Source organism: Mesorhizobium kowhaii, from assembly GCF_042431665.1.
In the GTDB taxonomy this organism is placed as follows: domain Bacteria; phylum Pseudomonadota; class Alphaproteobacteria; order Rhizobiales; family Rhizobiaceae; genus Mesorhizobium; species Mesorhizobium kowhaii.
This window is the reverse complement of the sequence record NZ_JBHLYT010000005.1, coordinates 168,617-185,847: the sequence shown is the minus strand read 5'-3', so window position 1 is coordinate 185,847 and position 17,231 is coordinate 168,617. Positions and strand designations below refer to the sequence as shown.

Annotated in this window: 14 protein-coding genes; 10 read left to right on the top strand and 4 right to left on the bottom strand. The window is 64.4% G+C overall.

Annotation, left to right across the window (positions count from 1 at the left end; genetic code table 11):
- The first annotated feature begins 12 nt into the window (after positions 1-12).
- From ACFFNA_RS04405 to ACFFNA_RS04390, 4 genes are read left to right on the top strand one after another with little or no spacing between them, the layout of a single operon-like run.
- On the top strand, positions 13-1,074 hold the full coding sequence (locus tag ACFFNA_RS04405) for an ABC transporter permease (RefSeq protein ID WP_111544710.1): 1,062 nt from the start codon (positions 13-15) through the stop codon (positions 1,072-1,074).
- Complete coding sequence (gene nikC, locus ACFFNA_RS04400) at positions 1,071-1,991, top strand: nickel transporter permease (RefSeq protein ID WP_111544709.1); 921 nt, start codon at positions 1,071-1,073, stop codon at positions 1,989-1,991. Before ACFFNA_RS04405 ends, nikC begins: the two co-directional genes overlap by 4 nt.
- A complete protein-coding gene (locus tag ACFFNA_RS04395; protein WP_378915893.1) occupies positions 1,988-2,821 on the top strand; it encodes an ABC transporter ATP-binding protein in 834 nt (277 codons plus the stop codon). Before nikC ends, ACFFNA_RS04395 begins: the two co-directional genes overlap by 4 nt.
- Positions 2,818-3,564 carry an ABC transporter ATP-binding protein gene (locus tag ACFFNA_RS04390; RefSeq protein WP_111545385.1) on the top strand — a complete coding sequence of 249 codons (747 nt, stop codon included), beginning with the start codon at positions 2,818-2,820 and terminating at the stop codon, positions 3,562-3,564. The genes ACFFNA_RS04395 and ACFFNA_RS04390 overlap by 4 nt, the downstream gene beginning before the upstream one ends.
- A 214-nt stretch (positions 3,565-3,778) precedes the next feature.
- On the opposite strand, the gene ACFFNA_RS04385 is transcribed toward ACFFNA_RS04390, so the two are convergent.
- Genes ACFFNA_RS04385 through ACFFNA_RS04375 form a run of 3 tightly spaced genes read right to left on the bottom strand, consistent with a single transcriptional unit; the run spans position 3,779 to position 9,086 of the window.
- The gene (locus tag ACFFNA_RS04385) at positions 3,779-6,880 is read right to left on the bottom strand and encodes an efflux RND transporter permease subunit (RefSeq protein WP_378915890.1); all 3,102 of its coding nucleotides are present in this window, start codon (positions 6,878-6,880) and stop codon (positions 3,779-3,781) included.
- The gene (locus tag ACFFNA_RS04380) at positions 6,880-7,956 is read right to left on the bottom strand and encodes an efflux RND transporter periplasmic adaptor subunit (RefSeq protein WP_378915888.1); all 1,077 of its coding nucleotides are present in this window, start codon (positions 7,954-7,956) and stop codon (positions 6,880-6,882) included. The genes ACFFNA_RS04385 and ACFFNA_RS04380 overlap by 1 nt, the downstream gene beginning before the upstream one ends.
- Complete coding sequence (locus ACFFNA_RS04375) at positions 7,953-9,086, bottom strand: efflux RND transporter periplasmic adaptor subunit (protein ID WP_378915886.1); 1,134 nt, start codon at positions 9,084-9,086, stop codon at positions 7,953-7,955. The genes ACFFNA_RS04380 and ACFFNA_RS04375 overlap by 4 nt, the downstream gene beginning before the upstream one ends.
- Before the next feature lie 240 nt (positions 9,087-9,326).
- Here ACFFNA_RS04375 and ACFFNA_RS04370 point away from each other — a divergent pair, with 240 nt between their 5' ends.
- The gene (locus ACFFNA_RS04370; RefSeq protein ID WP_378915884.1) at positions 9,327-10,604 is read left to right on the top strand and encodes a 4-aminobutyrate--2-oxoglutarate transaminase; all 1,278 of its coding nucleotides are present in this window, start codon (positions 9,327-9,329) and stop codon (positions 10,602-10,604) included.
- A 31-nt stretch (positions 10,605-10,635) separates the two neighbouring features.
- Here ACFFNA_RS04370 and ACFFNA_RS04365 read toward each other — a convergent pair whose 3' ends face one another.
- Entirely contained in the window at positions 10,636-11,889 is a 1,254-nt protein-coding gene (locus ACFFNA_RS04365) for an NAD(P)/FAD-dependent oxidoreductase (protein WP_378915882.1), read from the bottom strand.
- Positions 11,890-12,338: 449 nt separating this feature from the next.
- Here ACFFNA_RS04365 and ACFFNA_RS04360 point away from each other — a divergent pair, with 449 nt between their 5' ends.
- From ACFFNA_RS04360 to ACFFNA_RS04340, 5 genes are all read left to right on the top strand, one after another.
- Positions 12,339-13,631: an imelysin family protein gene (locus ACFFNA_RS04360; protein WP_378916386.1), complete on the top strand. Its 1,293-nt coding sequence runs from the start codon at positions 12,339-12,341 to the stop codon at positions 13,629-13,631.
- Positions 13,632-13,743: 112 nt separating this feature from the next.
- Complete coding sequence (locus tag ACFFNA_RS04355; RefSeq protein WP_378915880.1) at positions 13,744-14,055, top strand: (2Fe-2S)-binding protein; 312 nt, start codon at positions 13,744-13,746, stop codon at positions 14,053-14,055.
- On the top strand, positions 14,021-14,506 hold the full coding sequence (gene bfr, locus ACFFNA_RS04350) for a bacterioferritin (RefSeq protein ID WP_111544702.1): 486 nt from the start codon (positions 14,021-14,023) through the stop codon (positions 14,504-14,506). Before ACFFNA_RS04355 ends, bfr begins: the two co-directional genes overlap by 35 nt.
- Positions 14,507-14,518: 12 nt before the next feature.
- Positions 14,519-16,117 carry a di-heme oxidoreductase family protein gene (locus tag ACFFNA_RS04345; protein WP_378915877.1) on the top strand — a complete coding sequence of 533 codons (1,599 nt, stop codon included), beginning with the start codon at positions 14,519-14,521 and terminating at the stop codon, positions 16,115-16,117.
- Positions 16,117-17,196: an imelysin family protein gene (locus tag ACFFNA_RS04340; protein ID WP_378915875.1), complete on the top strand. Its 1,080-nt coding sequence runs from the start codon at positions 16,117-16,119 to the stop codon at positions 17,194-17,196. The genes ACFFNA_RS04345 and ACFFNA_RS04340 overlap by 1 nt, the downstream gene beginning before the upstream one ends.
- Positions 17,197-17,231: the final 35 nt, after the last annotated feature.

The following is a 17,231-nucleotide window of genomic DNA, read 5'->3' as shown; positions in this document are numbered from 1 at the left end:
CGGACGCGCAGCATGAGCGCGATTGAAAACGAGGGCGGGCGCGGCAGCGCCCGCGCCGCCGCCCTTGCATCATCGCTCGGCCGTTTCCTGGTCATCGCGATCACGACCTATCTTGGTCTGCTCGCGGTCACCTTCTTCATCGGCCGTGTCATCCCGATCGACCCCGTGCTGGCGGTGCTCGGCGATCGGGCGCCGGCCGATGTCGTCGAACGCACGCGCCGCGAGATGGGCCTCGACCTGCCACTGGTCGAGCAGTTCTACATCTATGTGAAAAGTGCACTGCACGGTGATTTCGGCACCTCCGTGCTGACCACCAATCCTGTCATGACCGATATTCGCCGCGCCCTTCCGGCAACGACGGAACTGGCGACGCTGGGAACACTGATCGGTGCGCTGTTCGGCGTGCCGCTCGGCGTGCTGGCCGCGGTCAGGCGCGGCAGTCTCATCGACCAGATCGTGCGCATCATCGGCCTGATCGGTTATTCCGTGCCGATCTTCTGGCTCGGGCTGCTGGCGCTGGTGCTGTTCTACGCCAAGCTGCAATGGGTCGCCTTCCCGGCACGGCTCGACGTCGTCTACGAATACACTTTCACGCCGATCACCGGCTTCTATCTGCTGGATTCCCTGTGGCAGGGGCAGTGGGATGTTTTCTATGATGCCTTCCGCCACATCATCTTGCCGGCCTCGCTGCTCGGCTATTTTTCGCTCGCCTATATCAGCCGCATGACGCGCTCGTTCATGCTCAACGAGCTGGCGCAGGAATACATCGTCGCGGCGCGCGCCAAGGGCCTGTCGGAAACCCGCATCATCTGGGGCCACGCCCTGCGCAACGCCGCGGTGCCGATGGTGACGGTGATTGCGCTTTCCTACGCCGGGCTGCTCGAAGGCTCGGTGCTGACCGAGACCGTGTTTTCCTGGCCGGGCATCGGCCTCTACATCACCAACTCGCTGCAGAATGCCGACATGAACGCCGTGCTCGGCGGCACCATCGTCATCGGCTCGGTGTTCATCGCCATCAACCTTCTCTCCGACCTTCTCTACCGGGTGCTCGATCCGAGGACGAAGTCTGCATGAGCGCCGACGCCATCCAGAGCCGTCGCGACTGGCTGCTCAGCGAGCGGCCAGCGTCGCGCATGCAGGCGAGGCTTGGCCGCGCCTATGTGGCGTGGCGGCGTTTTTCCGCCAACCGGCTGGCGTTTCTCGGCCTGCTGATCATCATTGCCCTGCTGGTCGTTGCCGCCCTTGCCGGCGTGCTGGCGCCCTATTCGCCGACATTCGGCGACCTCAAGGGCTCGCGCCTGCTGGCGCCGAGCGCCGAGCACTGGTTCGGCACCGATGACCTTGGCCGCGATATCCTCTCGCGCATTCTCTACGGCTCGCGCTGGACGCTCTACGTGGTCATCCTGGTTGCCATCATCGCCGCACCGATCGGCCTGCTGGTCGGCACCGTCGCCGGCTATGCCGGCGGCTGGACCGATGCGATCCTGATGCGCATCACCGACATCTTCCTCGCTTTCCCTAAGCTGATCCTGGCGCTGGCCTTTGTCGCGGCCTTGGGCCCCGGCATCGAGAATGCGGTGCTGGCGATCGCCATCACCTCGTGGCCGCCCTATGCGCGTATCGCGCGTGCCGAAACTCTGACCGTGCGCAATTCCGATTACATCAAGGCGGTGCAACTGATGGGCGCTTCGCCCTTCCGCATCGTGCTGCGCCACATCATGCCGCTCTGCATCTCCTCGCTGATCGTCAGGGTGACGCTCGATATGGCCGGCATCATCCTGACTGCCGCCGGTCTCGGCTTCCTCGGCCTCGGCGCGCAGCCGCCGCTGCCGGAATGGGGCACGATGATCGCGTCCGGACGCCGCTTCGTGCTCGATCAATGGTGGGTGGCCGGTGCGCCGGGCTTCGCCATCCTGATCGTCAGCCTTGGCTTCAACCTGCTCGGCGACGGCCTTCGCGACGCGCTTGATCCCAGGAGCGGTGACCAATGAGCACGCTTCTCGACGTCGAGGACCTGCGCGTCACCTTCCCGACCCGCACTGGGCTGATCGAGGCGGTGCGCGGCGTGTCTTTTTCGCTCGGCCGCGAACGGCTTGGCATTGTCGGTGAATCCGGTTCGGGCAAATCGCAGACCGGCCGCGCCATCATGGGGCTGACGCCGCCGCAGGCTCGGATATCGGCGAACAAGCTTGCCTTCGACGGCATCGACCTGCTCAGCGTCTCGCCACGCGAACGCCGCGCGCTGCGCGGAAAACGCATCGCCATGATCCTGCAGGACCCGAAATATTCGCTCGACCCGGTTATGAGCATCGGCCGCCAGATCGTCGAGACGCTGCGCACGCATGAAAAGGTCGGCAAGGCCGAGGCGCGCGACCGCGCGCTGGCAATGCTGGAGGCGGTGCAGATACGCGACCCGGGCCGTGTCTTCGACCTGCACCCGCATGAAGTGTCCGGCGGCATGGGCCAGCGTGCCATGATCGCCATGATGCTGATCGCCGGACCGGAAATGATGATCGCCGACGAGCCGACCTCGGCGCTCGACGTCACCGTGCAGCTCGACGTGCTCGGCATTCTCGACCGGCTGGTCAGCGAGCGCGGCATGGGGCTGATCTTCATCTCGCACGATCTGCGTCTGGTTTCGTCCTTCTGCGACCGTGTCATCGTCATGTATGCCGGCAAGGTGGTCGAGCAGCTCAAGGCGTCCGAACTCGGCCGTGCCCAGCATCCCTATACGCGCGGCCTGCTCAACTGCATGCCCAAGATCGGCGCCCACCGTCACCCGCTGCCGGTGCTCGACCGCAAGCCGGAGTGGGCGGCATGACAGCAGCGATTGCCGTCGACAGGCTGGAAGTGATCTTCGACCGCTTTCGCGCGCTGAAGGGCGTCAGCCTCGACGTGCAGCCGGGCGAATCCTTCGGTCTGGTCGGCGAATCCGGCTCCGGCAAATCGACGCTGCTGCGAGCCATCGCCGGCCTTGCGCCGGTCGCTTCGGGCAGCATCACCGTCAATGGCAAGAAGCTTGGCGCACGCCGTGACAAGGCCTTTTACCGTGAGGTGCAGATGGTCTTCCAGGATCCGTACGGCTCGCTGCACCCGCGCCAGACCGTCGACCGTCTCTTGCAGGAGCCGCTTGCCATTCATGGCTTTGCCGACGGCGAAAAGCGCATCCAGCGGGCGCTCGACGAGGTTGGCCTCGGCAACGGCTTTCGCTTCCGCTACTCGCATCAATTGTCGGGCGGCCAGCGCCAGCGCGTGGCGATCGCGCGCGCCCTGATCCTCGAACCGTCGATCCTGCTGCTCGACGAGCCGACCTCGGCGCTCGACGCCTCGGTGCAGGCGGAAGTGCTCAACCTTTTGGAAGAGGTCCGCCGACGGCGCAAGCTGACCTTCCTGATGGTCAGCCACGACCTCGCCATCATCACCCACATGTGCGAGCGGCTGATGGTGATGCAAAGCGGCGAGGCGGTGGAGAATCTTGCGGCGGCCGACCTTGTCGAGCGCCGCGTGACGAAGGATTATACGCGCAATCTGCTCAGGGCGAGCGATGGGTTTGTAAGGGCGTAATTTCTATCGCTTACTTTGCGTTCCTTCCCACCCCCCTCTGTCCTGCCGGACATCTCCCCCGCAAGGGGGAGATTGAGCGCTCAGCCGCCTTCGCCAATCGCCGCAATTGCGGGGGTAAGCGGGGTGCCGAAGCTGCCCATCCCCCCTTGCGGGGGAGATGGCCGGCAGGCCAGAGGGGGTGTGACGGATCGCGGCGTAACTCGAGATTTCCGTCTCAGGCTGCCCCACCTTCCGCCACTGTTTCCCCGTGCGCGCCTTCGCTTTCCTGCCTCTGCTTCGGCTCCTTGATCCGAAACCACGCCACATAAAGCGCCGGCAGGAACAGCAGTGTGATTGCGGTGCCGGCGATGATGCCGCCCATCATGGCATAGGCCATCGGTCCCCAGAACACCTCCCGCGCGATCGGGATCAGCGCGAGGCTCGCGGCTGCTGCCGTCAGCGCAATCGGCCGCATGCGGTGCTCGGTCGCCTCGATCACCGCCGCCCAGCGGTCCTTGCCTTCGGTGACGAGGTCCTCGATCTGCACGATCAGGATGACCGAGTTGCGGATCAGGATGCCGATCAGCGCCAGCACACCGAGGATGGCGACGAAGCCGAGCGGCGCGCCGCTAGGCACCAGTGCGGCCACCACGCCGATCAGGCCGAGCGGCGCCACAGCAACGACCAGGAACAGGCGCTGGAAGCTCTGCAGCTGCACCATCAGGATGGTCGCCATGACGAACAGCATCAGCGGCACGACGGCGGCGATCGGTCCCTGGCTTTTAGCGCTTTCCTCGACCGAGCCTGCGGTCTCAACCGAATAGCCCGGCGGCATTTTGGCGATGAAGGCATCGACGGCTGGCTTCAGTTCATTGACCACGGTCGCTGGCAGCGTGTCGCCGACCAATCCGGCGCGCACGGTGATCGTCGGAATGCGGTTACGCCGCCACACCGTCGGCTGCTCCAGCTCGTAGCGGAAGTTGGCCACCGCCGCGAGCGGGATCGCCTCGCCGGTGCTGGTCGGCAGCTGCATGTTCTGCAGTGTCCTGATCGAGCCGCGTTCGGCATCGCGTGAGCGCGCCACGACGTTGATCAGATAGGTGGCGTCGCGCACCTGGGTGATGGTGGCGCCGCCGACCGTGCTGTTCAGCGCGCTGGCGATATCGGAGGAGGTGATGCCGAGCTGGCGCGCCTTGTCCTGCAGCACGTCGACCCTCAGCACACGCTGCGGCTCGTTCCAGTCGAAGGTTGGCGCGGCAAGCTTCGGATTGGTCGAGATGAGGCCGGCGAATTGCTGCGCCAGGCCGCGCACCGTCTGGATGTCGGGTCCGCCGACGCGGTACTGCACCGGGCGGCCGACCGGTGGCCCGAGCTCGAGCGGCTTGACGAAGGCATCGGTACCGACGAACTCCTCGCGCAGCAGCTTCTCCAGTTGCGGCTTCAGCCGGTTGCGCGCCTCGATGCTCTTGGTGACGATGACCGTCTGGCCGAAATACGGATTGGCCGGTTGCACGTCGAAGGCGAGCAGGAAACGCACCGCGCCCTGGCCGATATAGGAGCTGAAATGGTCGATGTCGGGGTTGCTGGCCAGCGCGCGCCCTTCGAAACGCTCGATCTGGTCCCGCGTCTCGGTGATCGATGAGTTTTGCGGCAGGTTCCAGTCGACGATCAGCTCCGGCCGGTCAGAAGGCGGAAAGAACTGCTGCTGGACGAGGCCGAAGCCGGCTATCGAGCCGGCAAACAACAGCACGGTGGCGATGATGGTCAGCCAGTGATGCCGCACAGAGCCGAGTAGCACGCGCCGGAACAGTGACGTGAAGCGGCCCGGCTGGTCGTGGTGCTTTGTCTTCATCGTCGCCGGAAGAATTGTGACGCCGAGTAGCGGCGCAAACAGCACTGCCACGATCCATGATACCAGAAGCGATACGGCGATGACGACGAACAGTGTGAAGGTGTATTCGCCGGCGGCGCTGTTGTTGAGGCCGATCGGGATAAAGCCGGCGACCGTCACCAGCGTGCCGGTCAGCATTGGGAAGGCAGTCGATGTGTAGACGTAAGTCGCTGCTTTGCGCAGATTGTCGCCGACCTCAAGCCGCGCCACCATCATCTCGACCGCGATCATCGCGTCGTCGACCAGGAGACCGAGCGCAATGATCAGCGCCCCCAGCGAGATGCGCTGCAGCGAGATGCCGAGATAGGCCATGACCGTGAAGGTGATGGCCAGCACCAGCGGGATCGACAGCGCCACGACGAAGCCGGCGCGCATGCCTAGGCTGATGAAGGACACCGCGAGCACGATGGCGACCGCCTCGAACAGCGCGCGCGTGAAGCCCGAGACGGCCTCCTCGACGATGACGGGCTGGTCCGCGACCAGATGCACACCGACGCCTACCGGCAGGTCGGCCAGCACCTTGTTCATCTCCGTGTGCAGCGCCTCGCCGAACTGCAGCAGATTGGCGTTGGGCTTCATGCCGATGGCGAGCGCGATGGCATCCTGGCCATTGAAGCGGAACAGCGCGGTCGGCGGATCGACATAGCCGCGCGTGATCGTCGCCACGTCGCTCAGCCGGAAGAAGCGGTCGTTGACGCGCAGATTGATGGCACGCAGACTCTCTTCGGAAGTGAACTGGCCACCGACGCGCACGCTGATGCGCTCCGGCCCGGACTCGATGACACCGGACGGCGTGATCGCGTTTTGCGCTTGCAGGCTGGCAACGATCGCTTGCTGGTTGAGGCCAAGGGCGGCGATCTGGCGGGTCGAGAATTCGAGATAGATCGCCTCGTCCTGCGCGCCGACGAGATCGACCTTGCCAGCATTCGGCACGGTCAGGATTTTGGTGCGGACGTCCTCGACATAGTCGCGCAGCTGGCGCGGCGTCAGCCCGTCCGACGTGAAGGCATAGATGTTGCCGAAGACATCGCCGAAGCGGTCGTTGAAGAACGGTCCCTGCACGCCTTGCGGAAACTGCGTCCGGATGTCGTTGACCATGTTGCGCACCTGAATCCAGTTCGGCACGACATCGCGCGCCTTGGTGGTGTCCTTCAGGTTGACGAAGATGACGGTCTGGCCGGCGGTGGTGACGGATCTGGTGAAGTCGAGGCTGTCGAGTTCCTCGAGCTTCTTCTCTATGCGGTCGGTCACCTGCTGCCCGGTCTCCTTGACCGACGCGCCCGGCCAATTTGCCTGGATGATCATCGTCTTGATGGTGAAGTTGGGGTCTTCCTCACGACCGAGATTGAGGTAGGAGAAGATGCCGGCCACCACGAAGACCAGCATGAAGTACCAGACCATGGAGCGGTGGCTGAGCGCCCAGTCGGAGAGATTGAAGCCCTTCATCAGACGCCGCCCTCCGGCACTTTGACCTTTTGGCCTTCGCTCAGGCTGTGGACGCCGGCGGTGACGACGCGCATACCGGCTTCCAGCCCTCCGGCGACGGTGAAGGTAGCGGCGCCCTTGGCGGCGACCTTGATATCTTTGGCGTTAACGCTCGATGTCTGCGGATCGACGATCCACACCTTGTCGACGCCGTCCTTTTCAAGCAGTGCCGACAGGGGCAATTCTATCGTCGGCGCAACCTTGGTCACGCGGGTCGCCGTCACTGTCGAGCCGAGTCGGAAGGCTTGCGGCGGATCGGTGAGCGTCAGCCGCACGCGCCGCGTGCGGGTCGAGCCTTCGGCCTGCGGCGCGATCTCGCGCAGCTTGGCCTCGGTCTGGATCGTCGGCAGCGATTGCAGGATGACCTGGAATGGCGTGCCGGCCGTGAGGTCACCGATCAACTGGTCGGGAATGTCGACCACCGCCTCGCGCAGGTCCGAGCGCGCCACCGTGACGACCGTCTGGCCAGGCGAGATCGTCTGGCCGACCTCGGCGCCGGTGGCGGTGACGACGCCGTCGAAATCCGAGAACAGCCGGGCGTAGCCAAGCTGCTCCTGCGATTTGGCAAGCGAGGCCTTGGCCCGTTCGACGCCGGCCTCCGCCGCTTTCCTCGCCTGCTGCGCGGCATCGAAGACCGCCTGCGTGGTGTTGGCGGCGGCAAGCAGTTGGCGCTGGCGTTCTTCGCTGGCTGCGGCGTTGGCGAATTGCGCCTCGGCATTGGAGAGTTCTGCCTTGGCGGCCTGGACGGCCAGCTCCAGTGCGGTCGGGTCGAGCGCGGCGATCGTCGTGCCCTTGCTGACGATGTCGCCGACATTGACGTCGCGCGACACAACCCGGCCAAGCAGGCGGAAGGCGAGGTCGGCACTGACCTGCGGCTCGACCGAGCCGGCAAAGCCGAAGGTCTGGGTGGTGCGCGGCTCGATGACCACCGACAGCACCGGCCGGATGATCTCGGGCGGCTTTTCCTCGGACTTCGAGCAGGACACGAGCGTGCCAAGTGCAAACAGGCCAAGCACAAGGTGCGGCAGCCTTCTCATTGGCCCGCTCCCGATATCTCGACCGTTTGCCCGGGACTGAGCAACTGCCCGCCTGCCGTAACGACGCTTTGGCCTTCGTTCAGGCCGCTGGCGATGACGACCGTGCCCGATTCGAATGCCAGCACCTCGATCGGCGCCGTCGCAACCGCCTTGGTCGAGGGGTCGACGATCCAGACAGCCGGTTTGCCGGCAGTGGAGGTGAGCGCCTGCCAGGGCAACAGGATAGCCTTCGCCGGCCTGGCGCTGACCGAGCCGATGACAGCCGCTCCCAGTGGCATGCCGGCGGGCGTGTCGGGAATGGCGACCTTGACCCGGATCGAGCCCGAAGCCGGATCCACCGCTGGCGATACTTCGCGCACCTTGCCCACGGCCTTCACCTGCGGGTCCGACAACAGCGTGATCGTCACCGTCGGCGATGGCGCCGTTTTGGCGACCAATGTTTCCTGGACATTGAACACCGCGTCTCGATCGCCGTCCTCGGCGACGGTGAAGACGGTCTGCGCCGCCTGCACCACCTGTCCAGTTTCGACCTGGCGGGCGGTGATGACGCCGGCGGCACCCGCCTTGAGCTCGGTGAAGGACAGGTTCTGCTGGGCGTTGGTTAGTGCGCTCTGCGCGGCATCGACACTACCTTGCGCCACCTTCAGCGCCTGGTCGGCGGCGTCATAGTCGCGCCTGGTGGTAAAACCCTGGGCAAGCAGCGTCTTCTGCCGCTCGAAGGCCGCGGCGGACTGGGTCAGCTGTGCCTGCGCGGCGTCAAGATCGGCCTGTGCCGAGCGCAAATCGGATTCCTGCTCCTGCGGATCGATGCGGGCGAGCACGGCACCTTGATCGACATGCTGGCCGACATCGACCAGGCGCTCGGCGACGCGGCCACCGACCCGGAACGACAGATTGTTCAGCGTGCGCGCCGCGATCACGCCGGTCAGCGAGGTCCTTGGCGAAAAGTCTGCGATCGCGACTGTCTCGGTGCGCACCATCACCGGCAGCCTCTGTTCAGCTGCCTCCTGCTTCTGGCAGCCGGCAAGCAGCAGACTCGCCATCGCCCAGGCAAGGATCGAGGCGTTTCGGTACGGCAAATGGCTGGGGAGCAATGGTTGCAAGGCGGACGATTTCGCGTTCCTGCTCATGGCTTCCCCTGCCTGCGTAGGACGCTCCCCCTGCGGAGCCTCGTGGGCCGTCCAAAGATAATCGATCCCGATGAAAAGGGAACCTCTCTCGTACGCGTACCGGTCGACTGGTTAAGGCGGCTCCGGGCGACAAGCCCAATCGCCAGTTGACGGTGCCGACTTGAGGAAAACGTGAAATAAGGTCAGAAGACGTGTCAGCGACATCAAACAAGAACGGGCGCCGGCCCGATGAGGAATCCCATGAAGAATTCAGCCATTTCCGAGCGCAAGAACCAGTCGATCTCGCGCGGCGTCGGCATGACCACGCAAATCTACGCGGACCGGGCTGAAAACTCGGAGATCTGGGATGTCGAAGGCCGCCGCTACATCGACTTCTCGTCGGGCATCGCCGTCGTCAACACCGGTCATCGCCATCCGAAGGTGATCGAAGCGGTCAAGGCGCAGCTCGACCGCTTCACCCACACCTGCCACCAGGTGGTGCCCTATGAGAGCTATGTGCGGCTGGCCGAACGGCTGAACGGCATGCTGCCCGGCAAATTCGAGAAGAAGACGATCTTCGTCACCACCGGCGCCGAGGCGGTCGAGAACGCCATCAAGATCGCCCGCAACGCCACCGGCCGCCCGGCGGTCATCGCCTTCGCCGGCGGCTTCCACGGCCGCACCTTCATGGGCATGGCGCTGACCGGCAAGGTCGTGCCCTACAAGGTCGGCTTCGGCGCCATGCCGGGCGACGTCTACCATGCGCCGTTCCCGGTGCCGCTGCACGGTGTGTCGGTCGCCGATTCGCTGGCCGCACTCGACCGGCTGTTCAAGGCCGATGTCGACCCGGCCCGGGTTGCCGCCATCATTATCGAGCCGGTGCAGGGCGAGGGTGGCTTCTACGACGCGCCGCGTGAGTTCCTGACCGCGCTGCGCAAGCTCTGTGACCAGCACGGCATGCTTTTGATTGCCGACGAAGTGCAGACCGGCTTTGCCCGCACCGGCAAGATGTTTGCCATGGATCACCATGAGGTGGCGGCCGACATCACCACCATGGCGAAAAGCCTGGCCGGCGGCTTCCCGCTGGCCGCGGTCACCGGCCGTGCCGAGATCATGGATGCGCCGGGCCCCGGCGGCCTCGGCGGCACCTATGGCGGCAGCCCGATCGGTGTCGCCGCCGCGCATGCCGTGCTCGATGTGATCGAAGAGGAGAAGCTGTGCGACCGCGCCAACACGCTGGGTGCAAGGCTGAAGCAGCGGCTGCAGTCGATCCGTGACGACGTGCCCGAGATCGTCGATATCAGAGGCCTCGGTTTCATGAACGCCGTCGAGTTCAACGACGTCAAGAAAGGCCTGCCGTCGGCCGAGATCGCCAATGCGATCAGGCTGAAGGCACTCGACAAGGGCCTGATCCTCTTGACCTGCGGCGTCTATGGCAACGTCATCCGCTTCCTCGCGCCAATCACCATCCAGGACGGCGTCATGAACGAGGCGCTCGACATTCTGGAAAGCTCGATCCGCGAAGTCTGCGCCGCCTGATCGGCGGGGCGCCGGCCTGGAGGGCGCAGCGTTACCCAGCCGCTCTGGCGGGCACGTTCTCAAGGAAAGCGGCCAGCGCCGCTTTCAGGCCTTCGGGACCAGTCGAAATCGTCTGCGGCGATGGCGAGAAGCCTGCGCCGAGCATCTTGCGACCAAGCATGTGGTCGCCTGGGCGGTTGACGGATTCGATGCCGAGCAGCCGGTCTCCGGCATAGTGATAGATCGAGAATTTGTTGTCGGGCAGGTCGCCCAGTACGACATGGCTGTCGCCGCCGGCGGTCAGGCCGACCATCTGCAGCTTCATGTCGCCGATGTCGGACCAGAACCACGGCACCGCCGAATAGGCGTCGGCATGGCCGGTAATGGTGCGTGCGGCGAGCCGCGCCTGGTCGGTGGCGTTCTGCACCGATTCCAGCCGCACGTCGCCGCCGGTGAACCAATGCCGGTAGGAAGCGGCGTCGCCAATGGCGAGAATCTCAGGCACCGAGCTACGCATCTGGTGATCGACGCGGATGCCGTTGGCGACAGCCAGGTCTGCTTCCTGCGCCAGTTCGACATTCGGCACGGCGCCGATGCCGACGATGACCATGCGCGCCGGCAGCCTTTCGCCGGCGGAGGTGATCGCGACCACGACATGGCCGTTTTCGCCTTCGAGCCGGGCAATGCTGGTGCCGGTAAGGATGCGCACACCGATAGCTTCCAGCCTTTGGCGGACATGGCTCGCCATGACAGGCGCCACGGCGCGGCCCAGCAGCCGGTCGAGCGCTTCGACCACCGTTACCGTGCGGCCGGCCGCCCGCAGCGTCGCGGCAATTTCCAGCCCGATGAAGCCGCCGCCGAGGATGACGACATCGTCGCTCTGTGTGCTCAACTCGCGGATCAGCCGCGCGTCGGCCAGCGAACGCAGCGACAGCACGCCGGACAGATCCGAGCCGGGCAGCGGCAGGGTGCGTGGGCGCGAGCCGGTCGCCAGAATCAGGTGATCGAAGGCAAGAGCGCCGCCACCGGCGATGTCCAGGCTGCGACGGCCGGCATCGATACGCTCGATCTTCACGCCCGGCCGGTAGTCGATGACGTTGCCAGTGTAGAAGGCTTCACCGCGCAGCGGTTGCGGTTTGGCCTCGGCATCCTTGATGAAGGTCTTCGACAGCGGCGGCTTGTGGTAGGGCAGTTCGTTCTCGTCACTGATGAGGATCACCGGTCCGTCATAGCCCTCCTCGCGCAAGCTTGCGGCCGCTTGCACGCCCGCATGACCCGCGCCGACAATGACCACACCGTTCTTCATGGCATTCTAATCCCGACTCGATTCTAGGACGTCTCGCCAAGTTGCAATTGTCTGGCGCCGCCGCGAGAGAGCTTTTGCGGGTCGCACCCGGAATGGCGGCTGTCAATCGCACAGTTCAGTGGCAAGTCCGGTGCAGGCCGATGCATAAAGTTGACAGTCGCAGTTTAGAATAATTCTAAACTGTTGTTTCAATTGATTTTTCTTGCCGATCTCCATTGACTTCCGGCGGTGTCGAAGCTTTATGGAGGCTCGCGCGTTGGCGCATCCCTTTGATGTCTGGGCCTTGAACCCTTTCGATTGGAGGCATTTCGGTGTCTTTCTTCCGCAGACCACGTCTTGTCGTGGCCATTTTTTTGCCGGATGGCGTTGCCTGCCTGACTTGGTGCAGGCCGCTCGTTGCCGCGCCCCTATTTCAGTGAATTCCTGAGGAGATGACAGTCATGAGAGCGATGATAACGGCACGGTATGGCGGCAGGCTCGCCGCGATCGGTGCCACGGCCCTGCTGACGGCGGCGGTGTTCGTGCTGCCGGCCAAGGCGGAAACCGATGCAAAAGCGGTCATCAAGACCTATGCCGATATCGGGCTCGCCAAATATGAGGATTCGCTGACCACGGCGCAGGCGCTCGACAAGGCGGTCGACGCCCTGCTCGCCAACCCGTCGGCGGAAACCCTCAACGCCGCCCGCGACGCCTGGAGGGCATCGCGTGTCCCCTACCAGCAGACCGAAGTCTACCGTTTCGGCAACAAGATCGTCGACGATTGGGAAGGCAAGGTGAACTCCTGGCCGCTCGACGAAGGGCTGATCGACTACGTCGCCAAGAGCTATGGCACCGAATCGGATGCGAATTCGCTCTATACGGCCAATGTGATCGCCAACAAGGACATCGAGATCAACGGCAAGAAGGTCGATGCCACCAGCCTGACGCCGGAATTCCTCTCCGGCACGCTGCAGGAAGCCGGCGGCATCGAGGCCAATGTCGCCACCGGCTATCACGCCATCGAGTTCCTGCTGTGGGGCCAGGACCTGCATGGCACCGGCCCAGGCGCCGGCGAGCGCCCCTATACCGACTACGACCTCAAGAACTGCACCGGCGGCAATTGCGACCGCCGCGCTCAGTATCTGAAGTCAGCCAGCGACCTTCTGGTTTCCGACCTTCAGGAGATGGTCGGCAACTGGAAGGAAGATGGCGCCGCGCGCAAGAACCTCGTCGACGGCGAGCCGAACACCGCTATTTCGATCATCTTCACCGGCATGGGCTCGTTGTCCTATGGCGAACTCGCCGGCGAACGCATGAAGCTCGGCCTGCTGCTGCACGATCCGGAAGAGGAGCATGACTGCTTCTCCGACAACACCTTCAATTCCCATCTCTACGACGCCATCGGTATTCGCGCCGCCTATCATGCCAGCTACACCAGACTCGACGGCAGCGTCGTCTCGGGGCCTTCGGTGGCCGATCTGGTGAAGGCCGCCGATCCGGCGATCGACAAGGAACTGTCGGGCAAGCTCGATGTCACGGTTGCCAAGATGGAGGCGATCAAGGCGCGGGCACTGGCCGGCGAGGCCTATGACCAGCAGATCGCCGAGGGCAACACGGAAGGCAACGCCACCGTGCAGGCGGCGATCGACGCGCTGATCGACCAGACCAAGTCGATCGAACGCGCCGTCGGCACCCTGAAGCTCAACGCCATCGCCTTCGAAGGCTCCGACAGCCTCGACGCGCCGGACAAGGTGTTCAAGTAACGTCGAAGGCCTGGGGCCTGATCCGGAGCCGGACAATCGGCTTCGGAATAGGCTCCGGTAAGAAATCAAGCCACACGGCGCGGGAGGCGCCGTCAGCCATCCGAGCCATGTAATGCTGATCTGCCATTGCAACATCATCACCGAGAGGGAAATCGAGCAGACGATCATCGGGCTGCTGGACCAGGACCCCTGGCAACTGATCGTGCCGGCGAAGGTTTATCACGCCATGCAAAAGCGCGGTCGCTGTTGCGGCTGTTTCCCAAATGTGGTCGAAACGATCATTCGGGTCACCGAAAATTACCACGCCCGCTCGGAGGCGAGCGACGTGGATATCGTTTCACACCTGGATCGCGTCAGAGGCCTGCGCGTCCAATACGGGAGCAGAACCCATGAAAGGCGAAAAGCAGATCATCGAGCGGCTTAACGAGGCTCTTTTTCTGGAGCTCGGCGCCGTCAACCAGTATTGGGTGCATTTCCGTCTGCTGGAGGACTGGGGGTACGCCAAGCTGGCAAAGAAGGAACGCGCGGAATCGATCGAGGAGATGCACCATGCCGACCGGCTCGTGGCCCGCATCATCTTCCTTGAAGGCCATCCGAACCTGCAATCCGTGGCGCCGTTGCGCATCGGGCAGAATGTCAAGGAAGTGCTCGAATCCGATCTTGCCGGCGAATATGACGCGCGTACCGCCTACAAGCGCTCGCGTGAGATCTGCGAGGAAGCGGGCGATTACGTGACGATGAAGCTGTTCGAGGAGTTGCTGGCGGACGAGGAAGGTCACATCGACTTCCTCGAGACGCAGCTCGACCTGCTTGCTTCGATCGGTGAGGAAAAATACGGACAGCTCAACGCCGCATCGGCGGACGAGGCGGACTAAGGACATGCGGGAATGCGGCGCCTGCTAGAATTCGTGCGCCGCTTGCGGCGGGCCAACGGCTCGCCGCCCCGTCACAAAACGCCAGCCGGATCGGCGCGCGGGCGCTGCGTCATCCTTGTGGTGGCGCTCACCTCTTCAGCGCTTGCCGGCGACCTTCAGCCCGCCGGCCTCGCCACTAGGCGCACCGACCTCAATCCGAAGGACCAGGCGCGCGTCGCCGCCATCACCAGGCCGACGTCGGATTTCTCCAAGCCCGAACAGTTCGAACTGATGCAAGGTGGCGCCGGCACGTCCAGGAAGGACGTCAGCCGCGATTCCTTCGCGCAATCCTCGGCCAACATCACCTTCGAGGAAGAAGGCACCTTCAAGCTCGGCAACGCCCTGTTCCGCAAGAACTGGGTGTCGTCGCCATCCTCGACGCAGGCGTCGGACGGGCTCGGTCCGCTGTTCAACGAACGCGCCTGCCAGAACTGCCATCTGAAGGACGGCCGCGGCCGTCCGCCGCAAGGCGACGCCGGCACCACCTCGATGTTCCTGAGGCTGGCCCGCGAGGCAAGCAGCGCCGAAGAGAAGGCAGCGCTTGCCGACCACAGGCTGCTCAACCTTCCCGACCCCGTCTACGGCACGCAATTGCAGGAGCTGGCCGTGCCCGGCCTGCGCGGCGAAGGCAGGATGCATGTCGATTATCAGGAACGGCAGGTGACGCTGGCGGACGGCACCGTGATTTCGCTGCGCAAACCCAGCTATTCGGTCGTCGATCCCAGCTATGGGCCGCTTGATCCGCGCACCACGCTGTCGCCGCGCCTGACGCCGCCGATGATCGGCCTTGGCCTGATCGAGCAGATTGCCCCGGCGGACATCCTCGCCCATGCCGATCCGGACGACCGAAACGGTGATGGCATTTCCGGCAGGCCCAACATCGTCCGCGACGGCCAGAGCGGAGAGCTGACGCTTGGCCGTTTCGGCTGGAAGGCACAGACCGCGTCGATCCGCCAGCAGGCAGCGGATGCCTTTGCCGGCGACATCGGCATCTCGACGCCGGAAGAGCCGAAACATTGGGGCGACTGCACCACCGCAGAGGAAAAATGCCTGGCCATGCCGAATGGCGTGCAGCCGCGCCTCGGCCCGGTCGAGGCGCCGGTGCCGGTGATGGATCTCGTTACCTTCTATTCGCAGAACCTGGCTGTGCCGGCGCGCCGCGACCTCGATCGGCCAGACGTGCTCGCGGGCAAAAAGATATTCTACGAGATGGGCTGCATTGCCTGCCACACGCCGAAATTCGTCACCCGTCGCGGCACGCCCAAGGCGCAGGCGTTCCAGTTGATCTGGCCCTATTCCGACTTCCTGCTGCACGACATGGGGCCAGATCTGGCCGACGGCCAGGCCGTGGGCGAAGCCACGGGCAATGAGTGGCGTACCCCGCCATTGTGGGGCATCGGCCTCACCGAAACGGTCAACGGCAATTCATTCTTCCTGCATGATGGCCGCGCGCGCAGCCTGACCGAGGCGATCCTGTGGCATGGTGGTGAGGCGCAGAAGGCGCGCGACCGCTTTGCCGCCGCCAACGTGGCTGACCGTGAGGCGCTGCTCAAATTCCTGGAGTCACTGTGATGCTCAAGCGCTCTGCACTGGTTCTCGTTCTGCCGCTGGCTTTGCTGGGCGTCGTCCCGGCGTCGGCGGCTGTGAAAGCCTCCGAAATCATCCAGCGGGCGATCGACGGCTTTGTCCGCCCGGCCTATGCCGGCCTGCACGACCATGCCGGCCGTTTGACCAAGGCGATGCACACGCTCTGCACCGCGCCCTCGCAAGAAGACCTCGATGCGGCGCGGGTCCGGTTTTCGGCCACGGTCGATGCTTGGTCATCAGCCGAGATCATCGGGTTCGGACCGATCAAGGAGAACAACCGGCTGGAACGCATGCTGTTCTGGCCGGACCGCAAGAGCATCGGCCTGAAGCAGGTGCAGGCGGCACTGTCCGACAAGGACCCGACCGCCACCGATGCGGCACAGCTGGCCGGCAAGAGTGTCGCCATGCAGGGGCTGGGCGCGCTGGAGTTCGTCCTTTACGGCGATGGCGCCGATGCGTTGACGGGCAAAGCCGATCCCTATCGCTGCGCTTATGGCGCGGCGGTTGCCGGCAACATCGAAACCATGGCCGGCGAGGTCAGCGCCGCCTGGAACAAGCCGGACGGCTTTGCCGCCCTTTGGGCCAATCCGGGGCCGCAGAACGCGCTTTACCGTGACGGCAACGAAGCTGTGACCGAACTGGTCGGCGTCTTCATCAATGAGCTGGAAATGGTGCGCGATGTGCGCCTGAAGGGCTTTTTCGGCGGCAAGCCGGATGCGGACAAGCCCAGGCAAGCAATCTACTGGCGGTCGCAGAACACCACCAATTCGCTGGCCGCCAATCTGTCGGGAATAGACAATCTGTTCCAGGCTTCGAAGCTCGGCGACGCATTGCCGCCCGATGCGCGCTGGATGGCGGAATCGATCCATATCCAGCTGGTCAACGGCGTCGCCACCGCCAAGGCCGTCAGCGGTCCGATCGACAAGGCGCTTGCCGATCCGGCGCTGCGTGAAAAGCTCGATCACTTCGCGCTGATCACCTCCAGCCTGTCGACCCTGATCGGCACCAGGCTGACCGCCGAATTCGGCCTGACCGCCGGCTTCTCGTCGCTTGACGGAGACTGAGCATGATCCCGAAAAGTGGAAGCCGGTTTTCGGAA